The following is a 20,353-nucleotide window of genomic DNA, read 5'->3' as shown; positions in this document are numbered from 1 at the left end:
TCACCGTGGACACCGGCCGCCGATCAGCGCGAGCACGGCAAGATGCACGCACACCAGCCCACCTCACCTGCAGTTTTCACGATGCACACCGCTCACTGATCCCATTCCCGCCCGCATGACGCGCCGTTTCCGCGTGAGCCGACGCGCGATAGTTGACACAAAGGCACGCTTTTTGTCACTGAGACGGCGAGTTCGAGCGAGGCGTCGGCCTGTGCTGCGGCGAGAGCCCGGACCTGCGTAGCCAGTGACGTCGCATGAATCGCGTGACGGTGTGGCGCTTGGCGGGACAGCCCGCGTTATCCAGCGGGTGCAAAACCGGCCGCGGAAGGGGTCGCTGGCCGAGCGGAACGCCAGTCGTATAAAGCAGCGGAGGACTCTGACGGGCCCGTAGGCCCATAGATCATCGTGGTGTCCGCAGCCCTGGGCCCTGACGCTATCGTTTTCTGCTGGCCACGGACTGAGCAGTTCGACCGAAGCGCTGGCGACACCGAACCTGCGGCAACTGGGGGAATGGGCATGGGGGACAGCGGGATAACGGAAGTGCGCCGGGAGCATGCGTGGGCCGAGCGGCTGACGGAAGGACTGACCGTCGCCGTGGCGTTGGGCCTCTCGTTCTACCTGCTGGTCGGCCCGGCAGTGGTCTTCGGTACGACTGCCTGGCATCTGGTTGCCGACACCGGCACCACCGCGTTCAGCCGGTTTTTAACGCCGGTGATCTTCCTCGCCCTCGTGGCGCTGCCGCTCATCCTGGCCCGCGTGGTGTTCCGCTCGGGCCGGCGCAAGGGGAAGAAGCGACTGACGGCGGCGGTCCCGGCGGTGCTGACGCTGCTCGCCGGGTCCGTCGTGCCCTTCGCGGCTCTGTGTCTGATCTTCGTGTACGCGGACTGACCTCCAGCTACGGCGGTCCGTCCGACGTTCACAAAGACGGGCGCGTTGTCACCAGCGAGCGCGGCACTCCACCTCTGTGAAGGGGTGACAACTGTCCTCCTTCCGGAGGAGTGGTGCCAAGTGTCTTGCTTCGCCCGTGACAACTGCCGTGCCTCATTTATGGAAGATCGCAGGTCGGCGCGACCGGCGGTGACAGCTACCGTGCCTCGGCACACCGCGCTGGATCCACCCGTCGAGATCCTGCGGGGCGAGCGGGCAGAGCTTGACGCCGGCACTGCCCGAGATCACCATGTCCGAGTCCACCACGGTGCTGCTGTACACGTCTTCGTTGCTGATCAGCACGAACGACGTCTGCTGGGCCAGGACGTTCACGGCCAGCACGTCCGACGACTGGCCCTGCGCTGACTGAACAGAGATCCCGATGCGGCGTCACAGTGCCGTGCTCGTGATCTTGAGGACGTCGTAGAGGTGCTGGCCGTGGGCCCATTGCTTGAGTTCCGGGCGTCCTACGAGGATGAGCCGGTGGTGCTGGGCGAAGTCGATCGCTGGCCGGGTGAAGCCGTTAAGCGCGATCATGATCGGCAGATCGGCCCCGTGGTGCGGGCGAGCTGTCCCGTTGAACTTCTGCACGTGGCCCGACCCGACCGGGCTCTGATATTGCTTGCACTGCACGATCAGGAGACGGTTGTCGCTGTCGCGGGCCATGACGTCCACGCCGAGGTCACCGGCGCCGCCGACCCTGCGTGGGCTGAGGAACCCGTCACGGGCCAGTAGATCGGAACATGCCTGCTCGAAGCCCGTCGCGCTCATCGAGGACAGCTCCTTCATCCTGTAGGCCAGCACATCCGGTCCAACGGAAGCGTCCGGAGCGACGAACGTGTCCCTCGGGCCGACGTAGGCCGAGGCGTCGGACACGAACGACACCAGTAGGCCCAGCATGAGGAACATGAGCAGCCCGCCGGCGACGATGACCGCGGTCCACCACGGGTGGCCGGTGATCAAACCCCACAGGTCTACGGTGATCCACCGGCTGACGTCCTCGGTAAACCACTCCCAGAGCATCTTGCCGATCGCCAGCGTGAGGACGGAGTACAGCAGGAACTTCAGCAGCGGGTCGAGCGACCCGTCTTCATCGAACACCACACCTCCCGACCTATTGGATGAGAATCCGTATCCTGCTGATCAGGCAGCCCGCCTGAACCGGCCCGCGCGGGAGCGTACGGACAGCCCGAGAAGCTCGTGCAACGCTGCACCGTCCTGCGCCCAGCGCTGCAGCCTGTCGCGGTCGACCCAGTGGATGCCGTGCCGCTCACCCCACGCCATGGCATCACGGGTGAAGGTTCCGTTGGTGATGACGACAGCATGAGCGGCCTTGTGTACCGGCACGGCGGTGCCTTTCACCGCGTACATCACCGAGGAGCCCACCTTCCCGCTGACGCGGGTGTGTTTGGCCTGCACGACGATCCGTCCGAGCCGCGGATGGTCACCGATGACGTCGGCGGCCTGATCGCCGGAACCGCCCACCCGGCGGGCAGGACAGCCGTCGCGCACCAGCAGGTCCCGCAACGCGTACTCGAAGCTTCGGTCGTCCATGGCGTCGAACTCGGCCAGGGCGACCCGAAGGGCGGCCACCCGCTCTCCCTCACGACGCCGCCTGGTGCTCGCCTGCCGCAGACGCCCTACCCCCACCGCTCCCATGATCAGGACGAGTGCCGGCAGAACAAGCCAGGACTGCGTCAACATGCCTGCCGCCGCCACCAGCATCCGCAGGGCAAGCACGAGCACGGCCACCGCGACGACGGCGGCTGAGACCATCTCTGCCGTGCCGCGTGGGCGTCGCAGGCGCAGCAGCGCCATCAGTGCTCGGTCTGTGCGGAAGCGGCCGGCTTCGGACCGGCCGGCGGGGCGGGGACGGCGGACTCGCCGAACCCGAACACTTGCCCCCACAGCCACGCACCTGCCAGCAGGCCGGCGATCATCCAGCCGCTCATCCGCTTCGCGCTGCGCGGCTTCGGGTTGCGGCGGATGTGCCCGCGTACGCGATGGAACCCGTCCGGCACCTTCGACATGCTGTTCCCCTCCCGCTGGCAGGCCGCACAATGCGGCCCGTCCCTTAAGGAATTGGTGTAGCAGCGGGCACTGAAAGAAACTGATGGACCAATACGGAGCAGAGCCCGGCAATGCCCTGATCAAGCCATCACAGCTTCCGCCATCCGGCTGTCGGGGCTTCCGAAGCCCTGGACGGCTCACCTCGGCAGACCTGCCTCCCGGCTCCCCGCCGACTCATACCCTCACCCACGGGCATCGCGAGGCCCGGCACCGCCGCAGAACCCCCACCTGCAAAGAGGTGCCGGTGACGCCGACGGTGCAGCCATGACGAATTGGCGGAAAGCAGCGGGCGCGCACTCGTGGCCGCAGTGCGCCGGTGCCGCCCCGGGCTGAGCGCCGCCCGGAGCAGCAAGGCCAACGTCCCGCTCAGCGGCGCAAGGCCGTACGGCTCGCAGGCCGTGGAGCCGGCGGCTTCCGACCCGAGAAACAACATCAAGACTCAGATATCTGATCAGACTTGCATAGGTGGTGGATCTGTCGATAGCGTCCAAGCGCGGCAACGCCCAGACCTCGAGGAGGCAAGCCAGTGCTGCTCACAACCGGACAGGCCGCAGAGGAACTGGGCTGCGCAATCACCACCTACCGGCGCCTCATCAGCGCAGGCGTACTTCCCGGCCTCTCCCGGCGGGGCGTTCGCGTGATGACACCTCTCTGGGTCGTCCAGGCCCTGCAGGAACGCACCCCTGCGCCCGTGAACCGTCTGGATGCCAACCTGCTCGCGGTCCTCCGTGCCGACGCGGCACGCCAAGTCGAGGACACCGACCGGCAGTGGGTCGGCTACGCATCCAGCCTCAGCCCCGACGACCTCCTCAAGGGATTGAGGGGCTGGTGGCGCTGTGATGCCGCAAGCGTGGCGGCCGGGGGAGTGCTGCCTGTGACCGTGTCGGGCTACGTGGTTGCTGTCCTGACCGGCTTGAACACCTGGGAGAAGAGTGAGGGCGGGCGTCACGCGTTTCCGGACGCAGTTCTGGCTGGCTACGTCACCGACCTGGCCACCCCGGTGAAACACCTGACTGCACCGCAGCAAAGTGACCGGGACATCGCGGACTCCCTCCTGGGCACACGGCTGCCCTCGCATTCGGGCGGCGCGATCGCGTACGTCTCCACCCGTAGCAGTTCCGCCAACTGACCTGCAGGCACAAGGGATCATGATGGACGCAAAGACTTATACCGCACAGCTGGCCGAGCTGCGTGCCCTGCGCGACGACATCAAGAAGACCCAGGCCACCCTTTCGAAACTCGAAACGGACCGTGCCCGGCAGATCACCGCGCTCGCCGGATACGAGAAGGCGAAGGCGGAGCGCATCGCGCCTGCGGCCGGCCTCACCCTTGCCGACGTCGTGGCGATCGCGCCGATCCTCGCTCCCGACAGCCTCAGCGCCCCCGCACCGGAAGCCCCGACCACTGCAGTCCCCTCGACCGAGCCCGCCGATGAAACGACACCGGTGGGTACCGCACATGCACAGACCCAGGCGGGAACAGTCGCCCCAGTCATGACCCGCCCGGCCCCGTCGCCAGTCTCGGAGCCCGAACCAAACCCGCGAGCGATTTCCGCTGCCGCCGATACGGCTTCGCCGGCAGCGGCCCCGCAGACCGGGTCGGCCGCGCCCGCCCGGGCGGGGGAGCAGCGTGCCCTGCCTGGCATTCCTGAAGGCCCCGACGGCGACCAGTGGTTCACCCACACTGCGAATCTGGCCTCCACGCATCCGAACTTCACCCAGCAGGCCCGCAGCATGGTCTTCCTCGACACCGATGCGGGCATCCTGGTCCACCGTGACCAGACGTTCCGCCTGGACCTGCCGACCGCCAGCGCCGCAGAAATCCTCAACACCGTCTTCCACGTCCTGCCCGGCGGCGTTGAACGGATCTACATCACCGCAGGCGCCCCCTGGCACCGCCAGGCTGACCAGCACCCCTTCCTCAAGGACGCCGTCGCCGCCTGGCTGAACGCCCCCACTCCCGGCTGGCGCACCGACACCGGCCGCGGCAAAGACCGCATGGCCGGACACTTCGTCCACCCCCGCAACCCCGTCGGCCGCTACCAGCGCGCGGACGGTGAGCAACATGTCGAAATCCGCTCAGCGGGGGAATGGTTCGAGACCGAAGGCGCCGAACCCGCCATCATCCGCGACGCGTTCGTCCTCCTGTGGAAGGCCCTGCGCCACCACTGGCCCGACGCCGTCATCATGGGATCCCCCTCCCAAACCGGCCGCGACCTGTGGACTCGCACCATCCCCACCAAAGGCCAGCACGCCGACGGCTACCCCATCCTGTCCGAAGAACTCCGCGGCCTCTTCCACGCCACCGCCGGACAGGGCCGCACCGAACTCATCACCCCACCCCGCGTCCCCGAACAACTCCCGGGCCTCGTCGAATACGACCGCACCTTCGCCTACGCCAAACACACCTGGAAAGCCGGCGTCGGCACACCCCGCCGCGTCACCGCCACCACCTTCGCCTCCTGGTCCCAGAAAGAGCAGACCAAGGCCCTGTTCGGCTGCGGCCACTGGCACGTCCGCGTCACCGTCCCCGACACCTGGAACCACGTCGGAATTCTCCCCGCACCCGCACCCGCCCCCGGCGACCGCGCCTGGCACTACCCGGCAGCCCCCGGCACCACGTTCACCACCTGGGCCGGCGGACCCGAAATCCACACCGCCCTGTCCAACCCCCTGGGTCCCTGGAAGATCGAAATCCTCGACGGCATCCTCTTCGACGACGGCAAACCCCTCGACGACTGGTCCAAGAAACTCAAAGAAGCCTGGGCCAGCCTCAACGCCCAAGCCGACCTCAACGGCGACCCCACCCAGCGCCAAGCGGCCCACCTCGCCTCCCGCGCCGTACGCGCCATCCTCCTCTACGGCATCGGCGCCTTCGCCCAACGACCCCGCACCGTCACCGGCACCACCCCACGCACCCACGAACGCGACGTCCCCCCAGACGCCGAAATCATCGGCTTCGACAACACCACCATCACCTGGCAACGCCCCACCGGCTTCACCCGCGACCCCAACGCCCACCCCGAATGGGCCGCCCACATCTGGTCCTCCGCCCGCGCCGCCCTCCTCTCCCAACGCCACCGCGACGACAACACCCACGCAGGCGCCCTCCACACCCCGCCCGGCACCGTCATCGCCTTCCGCACCGACGCCATCTACCTCACCCAGCCCCAGAACTGGCCCTACCACGGACAACCCGGCGACTACCTCAACAAAGGCCACCTCACCAGCCCCGTCCCCGCACCCACCACCGAGGACGAACTCCTCACCCTGCGCGACAACGGCCGCACCACCCTGCACACCAGCAAGGCCACCCTCTGATGCCACCCCGCCGCAGACGAACCCCCGCCCCCCAACTCAACGAAGCAGCCCGCCTCGCCGACCAACTCCAAGCAGCCGGCTACACCAAACGCGACATCGCCCGCATCATCAACCGAGACCCCTCCCTCGTCTCCCAGTTCTACACAAAATACAAAGGCGCAGCCTTCGTCACTGCCCTCACCCACGTCCTCACCGCTGTACAGACCGCGGGCATCACCGACACCACCGAACTCGCCAGCATCGCCGCCCAGCACATCACCCGCCGCACCACCGCCGCCGGCACGAAAGCCCGCGTCCGCACCAAAGCCGTCCTCATCACCCCCACCGGAACCGGCACCGGCCGCGCCGGAGCCCAAGCCATCGCCTCCGGCTCCGCCCGCCTACGCCCCCTCATCGCCGAAGCCGCCCGCCAAGGCCTCCGTATGGCCTTCACCGTCCGCATGGCCAAGACCAGCTACCTCCATGCCTCAGGCAGCCGCACCGACTCACCCGGCATCCGCCGCGACGTCATCCAACGCGCCGACCACACCGAAGAACGCTCCTACGGCTCCGCCGCCACCGGCGGCTTCGACGCCGCGGACTTTGCTCACCGCGTCGACCAAGCAGGCGGCGACGTCACCGCCGCCGTCCACCAATGGCTCGTCGAAAACGGAAGCATCCGCCCCGACGCCCACATCACCCACCTCGAAATCCGCACCTGGCGCCCCCGCTGACGAAGACCCGTCAGGGCGATGAGCCTCCGTCACAGACACACATCGACGCAAACCCATGCGACCCGGCTCCAGTCCGACACGGCGAGTGTCCCCGGTCCCCCTGCTGACATCACGTGCTTGTCCGGGTAGGTGATCGCGCCTTCCGGGAACTGCACCAGGCGCGCTCCGGCCCTGCTTGCCTCACGCATCAGACCACGGATCTCTGCCCCGCTCGCCCGCAGGGATCCAAGGTCGGTCGGATCTCTCGGCGCCGTGTTCTGCGCAACCGCCAACCGCAATGTCCTGGCCGCGCGAAAACGATACGCCAGGCCCGCATTTCTACAGCGGACGGCTGCGCCGCGCTGAAAGTAATTCCGTTGATTTCCCGCATGGCCTGACGCCGCTCCTCTTTGGCCGAGCGCGCCGTATGGATTCCGTTAACGCTTTTCCTTTGAGTGAGGCTCTCTGTATCGCTGCTCAGACCGAACCGAGAGTCCAAGGGCGGGGGTGCCGGCACAGGCTCTGCCGCCTGGTCTTTGGCTGCAGGGGAGCAGATCCGGCGGTGCGAACTCCCACTGTAGGTCTTCGGGGTTGGGGCCGTATGTCCAGGACTGCAGGAAATCTGTGTTGACGAGCAGGCCGAGTACGTGGACGAGCTCCGGTGGGGTGAGACCGCACATCCGGGCGAGCAGGTCTCCCTCGGCATGTACGGGTGCCTGGGGGCTGTCAGCCGGGAAGTGGGCGGTGAGCACGAGTGCCAGTAGGCGCGGGAGCGGGCCGAGCGGGCCGAACCGCGCTGCTGGGCAGGTGCGCAGGGCCCAGTCGGCGGCGCGGGCCCGGTCGTGGCGGGCTGGGGCCTGTGTGCGTACCGCGGCGTCCAGCAGCTGCGCGGTGAAACCCGCCCGGCCGGTGCCGGGGCGGGCGGGGTAGTGCAGCCAGTGGGCGTCCTGCAGTTCCTTGTGCGGGGTGGTGGTGTGGAAGTCGAGCCGCATGCCGCGGAGCAGTCCGGCAGGGATGTGTACATGCCCGCTGGTGGTGGAGCGCAGTGCGCACTGCAGGGCAAGCAGGCGGGCTGATGGGCTGGTTTGTCGGGGGAGTGCGGAGGCGAGGTAGCTGAGCATCTCGCGTACACGGACCTGCTCGGACGGACCGCGATGCTCCCGTCTGCTCCGTGCCCGGTTCTTGGCCGGTGCCGTGCGGGTTGCCGGTGGGGCGGCGAGTGCGGTGTCGGGGACGACTGCGGCGTGTGTGGTGGCTGCCGCGCAGGCGGCGCAGATGTCGGCGAGGCGCCAGAGGCGGCCGCCGTGTTCCCGGGTGAGGACGAGCAGGATGGGGCCGGAGCAGCCGCGGTGGCGTGGATGCCAGCGGCAGCCTCGGGCGTGGCATTGACAGGTACGCAGATGCTGGGGCAGCGCGTCGCGGCGTGCATGCCGGGCCAGGTGTGCCAGCGCCTGGGATGCCGCAGCCCGCACGGGCGGGGTGCCGGGCGGGCACTGCGGGCAGTGGAGCGTCGGTCCGCCGCGCTCCGGGCGTAACTCCACCGTCCAGGTGCGCTGCACCACTGGATGCGTCGTGCACAGCCTCATGAGGCGCGTCTTCCTCCTGCCTTCGTCGGATGCCAGTCCGCTCTCTGCTCATAAGGGATGGGGGAGCGGGGTGTCGGCGGCACACCGTAGTGCAGACCTCTGCCCCATGCGCGACGCGACGACCTGCGGAAATAGGGCAGAGGTCTGCACTGACAGGGCAGGGGTCTGCACCTTCGGATGGGGGAGTGACAACCTTCCCGCCCGACCCGAACCTCACCGCCCTCCGCCTGGAGCTCGCGCGACTGAGGAGCGAACGCGGCTGGACCTACGACGAACTCGCCCGCCGCACCGGCCTGGCCAGACGCACCCTCATCGAAATCGAGCAAGGCCGCACCATCGGATCCCTCAAAACCTGGCACGCCCTCGCCCACGCCCTCGACGTGTCCGTCGACCACCTCTTCGGCACCCTCTGCGAAGGCCACGAGCCACCGGCTGAACCCGCCGAATAGCGCCACCGGCCCCGCTGTCGAGGATCACCCGATCCAGTCACCGACACGAACTCCCGTACGGGAAGTCGTACACCCGTCCCGCCCGGTTGAGCCGTCCGCAGGACAATCCGGCACGCTCACCGCAGCCACGGCGCGGCGCCTGTCACCTTCACGGCCATGTCCTCCACTGCCTCATCCGGCCGTCGATGGGACGGAACCCCCAACCGCCCCCACCACCGCCAGCGGGCCCTGCGTGTCGCCTCCGACAGCCCCACCCGCCTCGTGCGCAGCGCCCAGCCCAGCCGGTGCCACGACTGCGGCAACCGCATCGACTGGTACACCCGCCCCGACACCCGCCCCGTCAGCCTCCACCCGCAAGAACTCGACGCCACCACCGTTCCGGCCGCCAGCCGCTGGCACGTCAGCTCCGGCATCGCCCACCCCGCCCACGACGGCACCCCCTGGTGCCGCATCCCCCACCTCGCCCTGTGCCCCGCACACCCAGCCCCCACCCCGCTCACCCCTCAGATCGCCGCACTGCGCCGCCACCTCGCCCTGCACACCCGCCGACTCCTCGACACCGGCACCCACACCCCACCAACACCGGACACAACCTCACCCGCAACCGCCCCGGAGCCCTGCCGCCCGGCCCGGCCCATCGTCCTGCTCCTCCACACCCGCTACCTCGCCGCCCAGCCCGTCGACACCATCCAATGCGTCGCTCAGACCCGGCTCCGCCACCGCTGCACCCGCCCTGTCCTCAGTCCCAACGCACCGGCCGGCACATGGACACTCGTCCCCGCCACCACCGGACGCGGACAACTGACCATCCCGGATGGCCTGATGGCCGTCTACGACCTCACCCACCTCACCTACGCGGAACAACTGCGCTGGCACCACCAACGCTGCCCCGACCACGCCGCCGCCCCGGGCGCAGCCGACCTCGCCCTCTGCGACTGGGAACCCTTCGACCCGCTGCTGCACCACCAGCACATCCACAACCGACTGCCCACCACAGTCCGTCACCGAACCCAGGCACGGGCCTGAGAAACGCACACGGCCACGCGCAGCCGAACTCCACCGAGACAGTGCTCCAAGGGCCCCGCGCCGCGTATCCGCCCCGCCCACACCGTGACCCGGGAGCCAGCACACGCCGCAGCCAAAAACACCCACAGCCTCGACAGCACCTTGGAGCGACTTCCGGCCCACCCCAATCCCGCGCACAGCAATCGCCGACCGCTGCCGCACACAAGCTCACCCACACCCCCGCACACCGACGGAGTACCAGGGTGCTCAACCTGAATCCCACCGACGAACAGACCGCCGCCGCCGACGCCTTCCATAACGGCGAACACCTCGCCCTCCAAGCGGGCGCCGGCACCGGCAAGACCAGCACCCTCGCCCTCCTCGCGCACCACACACACCGCCGAGGCCGCTACCTCGCCTACAACAGAGCCATCGCCCAGGACGCCGCTGCCCGCTTCCCTCCCACCGTCACCTGCAAAACCGCCCACGCCCTGGCCTACGCCGCCCTCGGCCACCGCTACGCCCGGCGCCTGAACGCCCCCAGACGCCCCGCCTGGCAGACAGGCCACGCCCTCGGCATCACCAAAACCATCCGCATCGGCGAACGCGACCTGTCACCCAAGGCCCTCTCCTACGCCACCCTGCGCACCGTGACCAGCTTCTGCCACTCCGCCGCACCCACCATCACCCGCCACGACGTCCCCCGCCTGCGCGGCCTCGAAGACCCCAACCTGCACACCCAACTCACCAAACACATCGTGCCCTTTGCCCGCCGAGCCTGGACCGACCTGCAGCACACAGACGACGGAGCCGTCCGCTTCGACCACGACCACTACCTCAAGATCTGGGCCCTCACCCAACCCAAAATCAACACCGACTTCCTCCTCCTCGACGAAGCCCAGGACACCAACCCCGTCGTCGAAGGGATCTTCCTCAATCAACGCAGCCACGCCCAGCTGGTCATGGTCGGAGACTCCGCACAGGCCATCTACCAATGGCGCGGAGCACGCGACATCATGACTACCTTCCACGCCACACAACTCACCCTGTCCAAATCCTTCCGCTTCGGACCCCACCTCGCAGCCGAAGCCAACCGCTGGCTCACCATCGCCGACGCACCCCTGCGCCTCGAAGGGACCGACACGGTCCCTACCGAACTCGGCCCCGTTGAGGTCCCCGACGCTGTCCTGTGCCGGACCAACGTGGGCGCCATGCGCGAAGTCATGCAGCTACTTGAAATGGGTCACCGCGTAGCTCTGGTCGGGGGAGGGGAGACGCTGCGGGCCTTAGCCCGGGCCGCCAACGACCTCAAAGAAGGCCGCCGCACATCTCACCCCGAGCTCGTCCTCTTCCCGACCTGGGGCGAACTGCAGGACTATGCTGGCCACGACCCGGCCGGCGGCGACCTTCAGCCACTCGTCGACCTCGTCGACACTCACGGCACCAGCACCATCCTCCGAGCCGTCGACCAGCTCGACGACGAACGCACAGCCGACGTGACCGTCTCCACCGCGCACAAAGCGAAAGGGCGCGAATGGCCGCGCGTGCGCATCGCTGACGACTTCACCCCGCCACCGGACAGCGACGAACACGACGACAAGGGCCAACCCCTCCCCGGCCCCATTGACGACGGTGAAGCCCGGCTTGCCTATGTAGCGGTCACACGAGCCCGAAACCGCCTCGACATCGGGGGCCTGGCGTGGATCAACCACCACCCCGACGGGCGCCCCGCCTGACACGGAGAGGGCCGCTCGCTGCCGCAGCACGTCTATTCACAACCGATCCCGTCGCCATCCCGGTCGAGATGGCGTCCATAGCCAGGGTCTCCGGCGTGGATGGGTGCGACGCCAGCTGCGCGGACAGCATCGCAGTTGGCGTAGTACGCGCTGCTATTGCTCCCGCCCGAACCTGATCCGCCGGACGCGCCATCGTCTTGGACTTTGGGGGCGACAGTCACTTTGACGGTCTTCGTCCTGGTGACGGTCGGCACTGGTTCCGGGCTTGCGGTCACCGTCTCGGTAGGTGCTGGAGTGGCGGTCACGGTCGCTGTTGCCGTCACCGTGGCGGACGGGACGGGGTGTGCGTCGGCAGCCTTCTGAGTCTTTGCGGGATCATCCGCACTGCCAATTCCAACGCCGACGAAGAACAGAATGACGCCGGCCGGGATCAGGACTCGCTTCCGTGTCCACTTCGGACGGCGCTGCGGGGGAGTCGGGGTGGTGTAGGGGTTGTTGCTGGGCGGTTGGGGCGGTTGACCCCACGGTGGCTGCTGACTCTGAGACATACATCCCCCCGAGTGCGGTTCGTGGAGGGACGACCGTAGCCACGCCGTATGGAGCGCGGGAGTCATATATTCCGTTAGCCTCGCTGTTTCGGTTGGGTTGAGGCGGCGTCGCTGATCGTCAGCTGTTGGGGGGCCGATGTGTTTTCGGTGCTTGGGCAGGGTGGGGTCCCGGCGCGGTGGTCGGGTTCTCCGGGGTCTTTCGGGTCGTGGGCGGACGGGGGTTTGCTGGTCAGGTGGCGGGGAGGGGCAGTGCGGCGAGGCGGTGGAAGGCCGTGGCGAGTTCGTGGCTCCAGGGCCAGGTCGCCGATATCCGCAGGTGGAGGCGTCGGCCGCCTCGGGTGAGACGGGCTGCGACGTGCAGCAGCCGGTAGCGGAGCCTCTTCGGCTCGGCGGTGGCAAGTTCGCCGTCCAGGAGCAGGACACGGGTCCAGGCCAGCAAATCGATCGCTGCGAGGCTGAGTTCGAGCCAGGCGGCGTTGACGTTGAAGTCGCGGGAGGGGAAGCGACCGAAGCCGGTGCTCTTGCCGCAACGGATATGGTCCTCGACGGTGGCATGTCCGCGGTGGCGGACCTCCAGGAACTGGGCGGACCCTCCACCGGAGTACGGGGTGTCGGTCAGGAATACCTGATGGCGTAGGCCCTCGTCCTGGTCGAACACGGACAACTGGGCTCCGGGGTGCGGTCGTTCGCGGCGCACGATGATGCGGGTGCCGGCCGGATAGCCGTCCAGATCGATCACGCCGGTCAGCTCGGCGACCTCGGCGCCGTCCCGCAGCGTCCCGTTCTGGTTAAGGGCGGGATGCCAGAGGCTGTCGGGCATGGCCCGGATAGCGCGGCGGAGCGGCTCCGCGATGGCGTATCCGACCGAGAATCGCAGGTCCAGTCCGTGCTCGCGCAGGTGGCGGATGTGAGCGAGGAAGGCTTTCGCGGATCCGGCGCTGTCGGTGCGGACGAGGATGTCGGTGCCGTGCCGGTGAGCGTCGGGGATCTGCGCGAGGGCCTGGTCAAGGACTGTGATGTGGTCGGTGGCGGTGTTGGCGCCGGCGTTCCCGGGCCGCAGCAGACCCGACAGTGCCTCGCCGGTGTTGGCCAGGAAGCACAGCAGCGGGTGGAAGCCGAAGCCGCCCTTGTAGGTGGGTGCGGCGTGCTCTTTTTCGGAGTGGCAGGTGATCAGTGTGGCGTCGAGGTCCAGGACCAGCCCGGGCAGAACGCCTCCCGCGGCCCGGGCTGCGGGAATGCCCTCGCGTCGTTCTGCGGCCTGCAGCCAGGCGACTTCCCGGGCCTGAGCGCGGGCCGAGCGCAGAGAGGACAGCGTTCTCTCATCGGTGTCGGCGAGCAGTCGCCAGGCCGTCGGTGTTGAAGCGACGCGGCCGAACACCTCGCCCTGGTCCCGCAGCACTGCCAGTTCTGTGATGGTCTCGCCGCCATCAGCGAGCATCACCGCCAAGTCGGTGGCAATCCGGCCCGGATCATGTCCGGTCCCGCGCGGCCGCAGTGGCCTGAGCGCGGTGGAGTACGCGGCAGCCAGCCCGGTGACATCAGCGAGATCCGCCAGCAACCTTGCCCCGGCATGACCGACCACCCCCGAACCATCGGCACTGACACGAACCCTGGGACGCAACCCGATACCCTGCACGTAGAAAGTGCCCTCCGCCTGGACCGACAGAACCCCTCAGCAAGGTTCATCGTCCCAGGTCAGGAAGGGCACTTTCGTGTTTCCGTCCAAACAGCTGCCACACCCAAGCGAAACAGCGAGGCTAAGTGGTCTGCGTCGTAAGTCCTTCGGGGGTTGATCATGCTGCCTTGGCGGCGGAGGATTCTTCTGGGTGATCGGTGGTGTGCCGGTCGAGCCTGGCCAGCAGATCGTCCAGGTCGGAGGTGGTGAACTTCCACTGGAACGGCTGTGCCGTGGCGTTGTAGCGGTCTTCGAAGGCTCGGAGCCGGTCCGCGACCTCGTTGAGGTCGGTAAAGTCGTTGGGTGTCACGACCTTGCGCTGTACGACGGAGAAGTAGATCTCCACCTGGTTTAACCAGGAGGCGTGAACCGGGGTGTGGACGAGGACCGCGTTCGGGTAGGCGGCGGTCAGCCGGTCGGCGGCCTTCTTGCCGCGGTGGGAGGAGCCGTTGTCCACGACCCAGAACACGCGTTTCGCACTGGCGTAGGGCTCTTGGGCCATGACCTGGCTGACCAGGGCCATGAACGGGGCGATGCCGGTTCTCGGCTCGCAGCGGCCGAAGGTCTTCGCGTGGTGGACGTCGTAGGCGGCCAGGTAGGCCAGGGCTCCACCGCGGCCGTAGGTGTGGTTCACCCGCATCGCCCTGGCCTGCCCGGGGGCCAGGGTGGGGTGGCTGCGGCAGCGGGCCTGGACCGAGGTCTTCTCATCCGCGCTGATCACGTACTCGTCCGCGCCGAGCGCTTCGCCGTTCCAGATGCGGGCATAGAGGCCGAGCACGCGCTCGGCCCTGGACCGGAAGGCAGGGTCGGTGATGAAGACCCAGGACTGGTGCTGCCAGGGCTTGATCGCGTCCTGCTTGAGCCAGCGCCGCACGGTGGAGACGGAGATCGCGCCGGCGATGGCGCGGGCGACGACCTCGCGGGCCAGCTCCGGGGCCGACCAGCGCGAGAGCGGTGTGCCGCTCTCGGCGGGCAGTTGGCAGGCCAGGGCCTTGACCTGGGCGGTCTGCAGCGGCGTGAAGGAGGCCGGACGCCCGGAGCGCTTGCGGTCGGACAGGGCGGGCAGCCGGTGCTCGGCAAATCGGCCGCGCCAGGTGCGGACGGTGTCCAGGTGCAGCCCGGTCTCGCGGGCGATGCGGGCGTTGGGGCGGCCCCGGGCCGCGTGCAGGACGACCTGGGCGCGCTGACGGAGCCGGTGCTCGGTCTTGTGGCCGTAGGCCATCGTCTTGAGCCGCTTGCGCTCGGAGGCGGCCAGGGCTATCGGGCGGGCAGGGGCAACAGGCAAGGCGGGCACGCCGATCACGAGAAGTGGATCACGACAGGCCGCATCCTGCCGCACCCCAATCGGCGGCCCTCCGGCAGGATGTCCGCTGTGCCAACGCCCTCGGAACATACCCGGCTCCAACTCGAGCTGTACCTGAACATGCGCGCCAAGGCCGCCTGGCCGCAGCTGGCCGGCCTGCGCGTCCGTTACCGGGGCCAGTACGCCTACGTGGAAGGCGAACTGGCCGGCGGCGGGATCCTCAAACTGATGCGCCTGCGCTACCACGGCACCGCGAGCCGTTGGGGCTTCGCCCTGCACGACCCGGCCAGCGACCGCTACCAGGACGCCCTCCTGCCCACCGGCAGCGGCAGCGGCACCCCCGAGGACGCCCTCGACACCGCCTGCCACCTCCACCTCACAGGCCTCGGCACCTGACCGCGAACACGCCTACAACCGGCTCCAAAGTCAACCCCCGAAGGACTTACGACGCAGACCACTAAGCCTCGATCCACCGGTCGGTCCTGAAGCTGGTTTTTGAGGCTCGCTGGGCCGGGTGTGGGGTCGCCGACCGGATGTAGGCGTGGGGTATTTGCTGGTCTGCCCAGCTTTTCCACGGTTTCAGCTCCGGTTGGGCCCGGTTGGGCGGGGTGGACAGGGAGGTCAGGCTGGTTCGGGTGGGTCGTGGACGGTGTCGAAGAGGTGTGTCCAGGCGTGCTGCCAGGGCCATCGCCGGGGCAGGTGCAGGGTGATGCGTCGTGCGGATCGGGCGATCCGGGCGGGGACGTGGACCAGGTGGGCGCGGAGGGTGGCGGTGGTGGCCTTGGCGTGGAAGGCCGAGGTCAGGGCGCCGGTGGCCCGCAGTAGGTTGTAGGTGATCGCCCACAGGGTGAGCCAGGCGGCGTTGGCGTGGAAGTGGCCGGAGGGCAGGTGGGCGAGGGCGGCGGCCTTGCTGTCCGCGATGACCTGCTCGATGACGGCATGGTGGCGGTGTTCGCGTTCGGCCTGGAGGGTCGGCGCGGGGTTGTCGGTGAAGAACGGGTGGTAGCGCCAGACCGGAAACAGTTCGCCCTGCTCGCCCATGACGGCGGGTCTGGCCAGGTCGCGGACCCGGCGCACGATGAGCCGGGCCGTGACCCGCTCGCTCTTCTTGCGGCCGGCGAACGCGGTGTACGCCGGCATCTCGGCGACCTCGGCGTTTGAGATGAGCTCGCCGGTGTCCGGATCGGGGATCGCGGTGGGGTAGGTGATCTGCTGCCATGCCGCCTCCGGGATTCCCAGGACGGCGCGTTTGACGGAGGGGTTCATGCCGGTGGTGACCGAGAAATGGGCGCCGGCCCGGCGGCAGGCGGCGATGACCCCGGCGTTGTAGAACTGGGAGTCCGCGCGCAGGATGCGCATGCCCGTGCAGCCGGCCTCCAGTGCCGTGGCCAGGGCCTCACCGACGAATTTCGGGGCACTGCGGGAGTCGGCCGCCTTGCCGCGGCGCATCCGCACGGTGGCGATCGCCGGCCGCGAGTGGGGGGTGCAGATGGTGGCGAGCAGGGGGTGCAGGGTGCGGATGCCCTTGAACCGGCCGTACTCGGCGCCCTGTTTGGTCCGGCCGTAGACGCGTTTGTGGGTCGAGTCGACGTCGATGAATGCCTTCTGGCCGGAGCCGGGCAGCAGCGGAGTCTGAGCGGCCAGCGCGGCCAGGAACTGGCGGTGCACGGCGTGGAGTTGGAGCGCGTGACCGTGGGTGAACGTGCGCAGGAACGTGCCCAGCGTGGACGGGGCCCGCACGCCGCCGAACAGGGCCGGCATCGCACCATGACGCAGGACATCCAGGCCGTCGATGCTGTCCGCACCCGCGGCCATCCCGGCCACGATGCTGGTGACCTTGGCGTCCGCCGCGGCACCCGCACTGTTCTTCGCACCGGTCAGCTTCACCTTCTCCGCCGTCAGACGGGCAAGCCCGCACCGCTCGGCCAGTCGCATCACCGGGACCAGCCCGGCATACGCGATCAGGTTCGCATCATCGAACGCGACGGAAATCGCCGTAGAGGCATGGGAAGATTGCATCTCGCGGGTGTTCTCTTGCTCTGTGGATGTGGAACCGTAGGAAGTCCCATCGTCCCAGCTCAGAGGGCATCCGCGTCTCCATGTCCAAACACTCGACCGGCTATCGACCAGCGGATCAGTCGAGGAAGCGGCTCATGTACAGCGCCGTCTCCCCCTCGGACTCGGTACCGCTGTAGAGAGAAGTGTCCAGGCCGCAGAAGGTGAACCCCATCCGCTGGTAGGCACGGATGGCCGGAGCGTTGATGTTCGTCACTTCGAGCCAGACGTGCCCGGCACCGCATTCCCGGGCCCAGTCGATGGCGTGGTTCATCAGCGTGCGCCCGATTCCCCGGCCTTGGTACGGCCCGGCCACCTCGATATCGGCAATGATCAGCCGCCGGTTCCAGGGCTCATACTCCGTGTCGACATAGCCACACACGAGTTCGCCATCCAGCGCAACAAACCGGCGCTCGCCCTCCGACGTCTCATCGGGCTCGGGCTCGTCGTCGGGGAAGACCTTGTGGACCGGCGGGTCCAGCCGGGCGGGCCGAATGGTGAACCCGTCGTTGGAGCCGACCACTTCGAAGACGGTATCCGAACTGAACTCGCCCTTGATGACGGCGGACTTGTCCCTCTCGCTCTTCACCACGCGATAGGTGATTACCTTCGCCGGTTTACGTTCGGCTGATCTACTGTCAGGTGAGGTCATTTCCTCACCGTACCGATCTGGTGCACCACGGTGGTCGGGTCCAACCCGCCAGCCGGATCAGCGGCACCAGACCCGCGTCCACGATCAGATTCGCTCCGTCGAACCAGACAGCCAGACAGAGGCCGCCGACGCGGCATGGGCTGTTTTCACCCACGAGATGCCTCGCCGATCGTGCGTGAAGAAGCCTTCGACAAGCCCATCATCACAGGTCACGAGGTATCTCTTACGTCCCGCCGCACATCTCCCAGGCATCACATCGGTGGATCAAGGCTAAGCGTTCCGGTAGAGGCCGCGCAGTCGATCGACCCCGACTGCGGCTGTCCTCCTGAGCACCGCGCCGAGGGTCCGCCTCGCCCGGAAACCCGCCACCGTCATCGGACCGCGCCTGAGATCTCGCAGGGACGACCGATCGGTGATGCGGATGCGCCCCGTCACCGAGTTGCGTCTCTGCCTCGTCCAGAATCCTGGCTGCGGCCCCGCGCGCTCACCGCCCCGCCCGTGCCATCGTCATCGGCGGCCGGCCCCCGGGGCCGGGCGGGCCTTTGTATTCCGCAGGTTGGCTCCCTTTCACCTTCCCTTTCCCTGTCCCCTTTCCTCTCACTTTCCGCCGGGTGAAATGTCAACGCGTCATTCCGGGAACTTCCTTGCCGGGGCTTGGCCCACTGGGGTTCGCTGGTCCGTGGCGCCACCACCGCACCGCTTCCCTTGTGTCCGAGACCGTATGTCCTGTTCCCCGTGACCGCGGTATAGGGAAGGGCGCCGCCCCAGTCACGGTTCGTCCCAACGGGAAGGCAAAGATGTCGGAGACAGTCGACGCGGCAGGCAAGTTGGACGTCATCGTCGTCGGAAACGGCGTTCTCGGGTTGACCGTCGGCGTGCAGTACGCCCGCGCTCACCCTGACGTCCGGGTGGCGATCCTCGGCAAGCCGGCGCGGCCGTACGGCGCAACGCCCGCGGCCGGTGCCATGCTCGGTGCCTTCGGCGAGGTGACGGCCCATCTGCTGGCCTCGGAGCACGGCAGGAAGAAGCACTCGCTGGCCGTCCAGGCGCAGCGGCTGTGGCCGGAGTGGATCGCTGGCCTGGAGGCCGACGGTGATGGATCCGAGCGTATCCGTACGTCGGACGACACGGTGGTCCTGCTCAACACCGTGGGTCACACGGCCTTGGACGACGCGAACTTCGCCGCTGTGCTGGCGGCACTGAAGGAGGCGAACGCGCCCCACGAGGAGATCGAGGTCTCCTCTGTCGACTGGATCGATCCGGACCCCAACTCCCGCCCGCTGCGGGCGCTGCACATCGAGGGCGAGGGTTCGGTCGACTCCGGCGTGCTCCTGAGGTCGCTGGAGCGCTCCTTCCGGCAAGCCGGTGGCGTGATGATCGCTGCGGACGCCACGGAGATCAGGACCCGCGACGGACGTGCCGAAGGCGTCGTCACCGACGCGGGCGACTTCTTGCCGGCGGGCCAGGTACTGGTGGCCGCGGGTGCCCGCAGCCAGCGCCTGATCTCCACTGTCCCGGGCCTGGAGCACCGGATTCCGCGGGTCTACGACGGCGTCGGGGTCTCCGCGCTCATCGACACCTGGGACGGTTCGGGGCCGCCCACCGTCCTGCGCACCTCCAACCGGGCGTTTGCCTGCGGGCTGCACCTGGTGCCCCGGTCGGGTGGGTCGGTGTACATCGGCGCGACCAATGCGGTCTGCCTGGAGCCCCGGGGCGGGGCCAGCATCGAGGAGGTGGTCTTCCTCTTCAACTGTGCTATCCACCAGTTGCACCGGGGCCTCAACGGCTCGGAGGTCCGCAAGGTCCAGGTCGGCAGTCGGCCTGCCTCGATCGACGGGTTCCCGCTCATCGGCGGCACCTCGGTGGAGGGCCTGTGGATGCTCTCCGGGACGTACCGCGATGGTCTGCACCTCTCACCGCTCATCGCCCGGCACATAGTGTCGCTCATGTCGGGCGGGCCGGGGCTCCCGAACCTCGCGGAGTTCGCGCCGGAGCGGGACCTGATCTCCGCGTGGAGCCGCAAGGAGGTACTGGAGGACGTGGTCCGGCACACGATGGCGACGGGGTACGAGTTCCCATGGCGGCTGCCTCTTGAGTGGCCGCACATGATGGAGTCGTTCCTGCGTGGCCCGTTCGCCGAGCTCGCGGACCGGCTGAGCGACACGTACACCCCGCCTGCCGACCTGATGACGGCGATCATGTTCTCCGAGCCGGAGGACCAGGAGGAGCTCATCCGGTACTACGGAAACGTGTACCGGGAGTGGCACTGACCCGGCGGCCGGGGCATTGAGCCCTGGCCGGCCGATACGGCCACGTGCCGGGGCACCCCGGCACG

Annotated in this window: 19 protein-coding genes; 9 read left to right on the top strand and 10 right to left on the bottom strand. The window is 68.3% G+C overall.

Going from position 1 to position 20,353, the window contains the following annotated elements; genetic code table 11:
* Positions 1-516 precede the first annotated feature (516 nt).
* Positions 517-888, top strand: coding sequence for a hypothetical protein (locus ABTZ94_RS26905; RefSeq protein WP_351204268.1), 372 nt, complete (start codon positions 517-519; stop codon positions 886-888).
* A gap of 153 nt (positions 889-1,041) precedes the next feature.
* On the opposite strand, the gene ABTZ94_RS26900 is transcribed toward ABTZ94_RS26905, so the two are convergent.
* Genes ABTZ94_RS26900 through ABTZ94_RS26885 form a run of 4 tightly spaced genes read right to left on the bottom strand, consistent with a single transcriptional unit; the run spans position 1,042 to position 2,957 of the window.
* Positions 1,042-1,269: a hypothetical protein gene (locus ABTZ94_RS26900; RefSeq protein WP_351204266.1), complete on the bottom strand. Its 228-nt coding sequence runs from the start codon at positions 1,267-1,269 to the stop codon at positions 1,042-1,044.
* A 48-nt stretch (positions 1,270-1,317) separates the two neighbouring features.
* Positions 1,318-2,028, bottom strand: coding sequence for a restriction endonuclease (locus ABTZ94_RS26895; protein ID WP_351204264.1), 711 nt, complete (start codon positions 2,026-2,028; stop codon positions 1,318-1,320).
* Positions 2,029-2,070: 42 nt separating this feature from the next.
* Complete coding sequence (locus ABTZ94_RS26890) at positions 2,071-2,745, bottom strand: restriction endonuclease (protein WP_351204262.1); 675 nt, start codon at positions 2,743-2,745, stop codon at positions 2,071-2,073.
* Positions 2,745-2,957: a hypothetical protein gene (locus ABTZ94_RS26885; protein WP_351204260.1), complete on the bottom strand. Its 213-nt coding sequence runs from the start codon at positions 2,955-2,957 to the stop codon at positions 2,745-2,747. Before ABTZ94_RS26885 ends, ABTZ94_RS26890 begins: the two co-directional genes overlap by 1 nt.
* A gap of 566 nt (positions 2,958-3,523) precedes the next feature.
* Between ABTZ94_RS26885 and ABTZ94_RS26880 the strand changes: the two genes are divergently transcribed.
* Genes ABTZ94_RS26880 through ABTZ94_RS26870 form a run of 3 tightly spaced genes read left to right on the top strand, consistent with a single transcriptional unit; the run spans position 3,524 to position 7,030 of the window.
* Positions 3,524-4,126 (top strand): helix-turn-helix domain-containing protein, encoded by a 603-nt coding sequence (locus ABTZ94_RS26880; RefSeq protein ID WP_351204258.1) that lies wholly within the window; start codon positions 3,524-3,526, stop codon positions 4,124-4,126.
* A gap of 22 nt (positions 4,127-4,148) precedes the next feature.
* Positions 4,149-6,317 carry a hypothetical protein gene (locus tag ABTZ94_RS26875; RefSeq protein WP_351204272.1) on the top strand — a complete coding sequence of 723 codons (2,169 nt, stop codon included), beginning with the start codon at positions 4,149-4,151 and terminating at the stop codon, positions 6,315-6,317.
* The gene (locus tag ABTZ94_RS26870; RefSeq protein WP_351204256.1) at positions 6,317-7,030 is read left to right on the top strand and encodes a helix-turn-helix domain containing protein; all 714 of its coding nucleotides are present in this window, start codon (positions 6,317-6,319) and stop codon (positions 7,028-7,030) included. Before ABTZ94_RS26875 ends, ABTZ94_RS26870 begins: the two co-directional genes overlap by 1 nt.
* 416 nt (positions 7,031-7,446) lie before the next feature.
* Here the strand turns inward: ABTZ94_RS26870 and ABTZ94_RS26865 are convergent, their stop codons facing one another.
* On the bottom strand, positions 7,447-8,595 hold the full coding sequence (locus ABTZ94_RS26865) for a hypothetical protein (RefSeq protein WP_351204254.1): 1,149 nt from the start codon (positions 8,593-8,595) through the stop codon (positions 7,447-7,449).
* A gap of 185 nt (positions 8,596-8,780) precedes the next feature.
* On the opposite strand from ABTZ94_RS26865, the gene ABTZ94_RS26860 reads away from it, so the two are divergent.
* From ABTZ94_RS26860 to ABTZ94_RS26850, 3 genes are all read left to right on the top strand, one after another.
* Positions 8,781-9,044, top strand: coding sequence for a helix-turn-helix transcriptional regulator (locus ABTZ94_RS26860; protein WP_351204252.1), 264 nt, complete (start codon positions 8,781-8,783; stop codon positions 9,042-9,044).
* 156 nt (positions 9,045-9,200) lie between these two features.
* Positions 9,201-10,070: a DUF6083 domain-containing protein gene (locus tag ABTZ94_RS26855; protein WP_351204250.1), complete on the top strand. Its 870-nt coding sequence runs from the start codon at positions 9,201-9,203 to the stop codon at positions 10,068-10,070.
* A gap of 251 nt (positions 10,071-10,321) precedes the next feature.
* Complete coding sequence (locus ABTZ94_RS26850) at positions 10,322-11,785, top strand: UvrD-helicase domain-containing protein (RefSeq protein ID WP_351204270.1); 1,464 nt, start codon at positions 10,322-10,324, stop codon at positions 11,783-11,785.
* A gap of 32 nt (positions 11,786-11,817) precedes the next feature.
* Here the strand turns inward: ABTZ94_RS26850 and ABTZ94_RS26845 are convergent, their stop codons facing one another.
* From ABTZ94_RS26845 to ABTZ94_RS26835, 3 genes are all read right to left on the bottom strand, one after another.
* Positions 11,818-12,333 (bottom strand): excalibur calcium-binding domain-containing protein, encoded by a 516-nt coding sequence (locus ABTZ94_RS26845; protein ID WP_351204248.1) that lies wholly within the window; start codon positions 12,331-12,333, stop codon positions 11,818-11,820.
* A gap of 229 nt (positions 12,334-12,562) precedes the next feature.
* Entirely contained in the window at positions 12,563-13,999 is a 1,437-nt protein-coding gene (locus ABTZ94_RS26840; protein ID WP_502967312.1) for an IS1380 family transposase, read from the bottom strand.
* A gap of 127 nt (positions 14,000-14,126) precedes the next feature.
* Positions 14,127-15,302 carry an IS630 family transposase gene (locus ABTZ94_RS26835; protein WP_351204244.1) on the bottom strand — a complete coding sequence of 392 codons (1,176 nt, stop codon included), beginning with the start codon at positions 15,300-15,302 and terminating at the stop codon, positions 14,127-14,129.
* A 78-nt stretch (positions 15,303-15,380) separates the two neighbouring features.
* Between ABTZ94_RS26835 and ABTZ94_RS26830 the strand changes: the two genes are divergently transcribed.
* A complete protein-coding gene (locus tag ABTZ94_RS26830; protein ID WP_351204242.1) occupies positions 15,381-15,707 on the top strand; it encodes a hypothetical protein in 327 nt (108 codons plus the stop codon).
* Between the two features lie 225 nt (positions 15,708-15,932).
* On the opposite strand, the gene ABTZ94_RS26825 is transcribed toward ABTZ94_RS26830, so the two are convergent.
* Both ABTZ94_RS26825 and ABTZ94_RS26820 read right to left on the bottom strand, forming a co-directional pair.
* Complete coding sequence (locus tag ABTZ94_RS26825; protein ID WP_351204240.1) at positions 15,933-17,330, bottom strand: IS1380 family transposase; 1,398 nt, start codon at positions 17,328-17,330, stop codon at positions 15,933-15,935.
* A 115-nt stretch (positions 17,331-17,445) separates the two neighbouring features.
* Positions 17,446-18,018 carry a GNAT family N-acetyltransferase gene (locus tag ABTZ94_RS26820; RefSeq protein WP_351204238.1) on the bottom strand — a complete coding sequence of 191 codons (573 nt, stop codon included), beginning with the start codon at positions 18,016-18,018 and terminating at the stop codon, positions 17,446-17,448.
* A gap of 797 nt (positions 18,019-18,815) precedes the next feature.
* Here ABTZ94_RS26820 and ABTZ94_RS26815 point away from each other — a divergent pair.
* Entirely contained in the window at positions 18,816-20,288 is a 1,473-nt protein-coding gene (locus tag ABTZ94_RS26815; RefSeq protein ID WP_351204236.1) for an NAD(P)/FAD-dependent oxidoreductase, read from the top strand.
* The last annotated feature ends 65 nt before the right edge of the window (positions 20,289-20,353 follow it).

This window comes from Streptomyces sp. NPDC002785 (assembly GCF_040295565.1).
GTDB lineage: Bacteria > Actinomycetota > Actinomycetes > Streptomycetales > Streptomycetaceae > Streptomyces.
The sequence above is the reverse complement of the archived record's forward strand: the minus strand, read 5'-3'. Positions and strand labels throughout refer to the sequence as shown.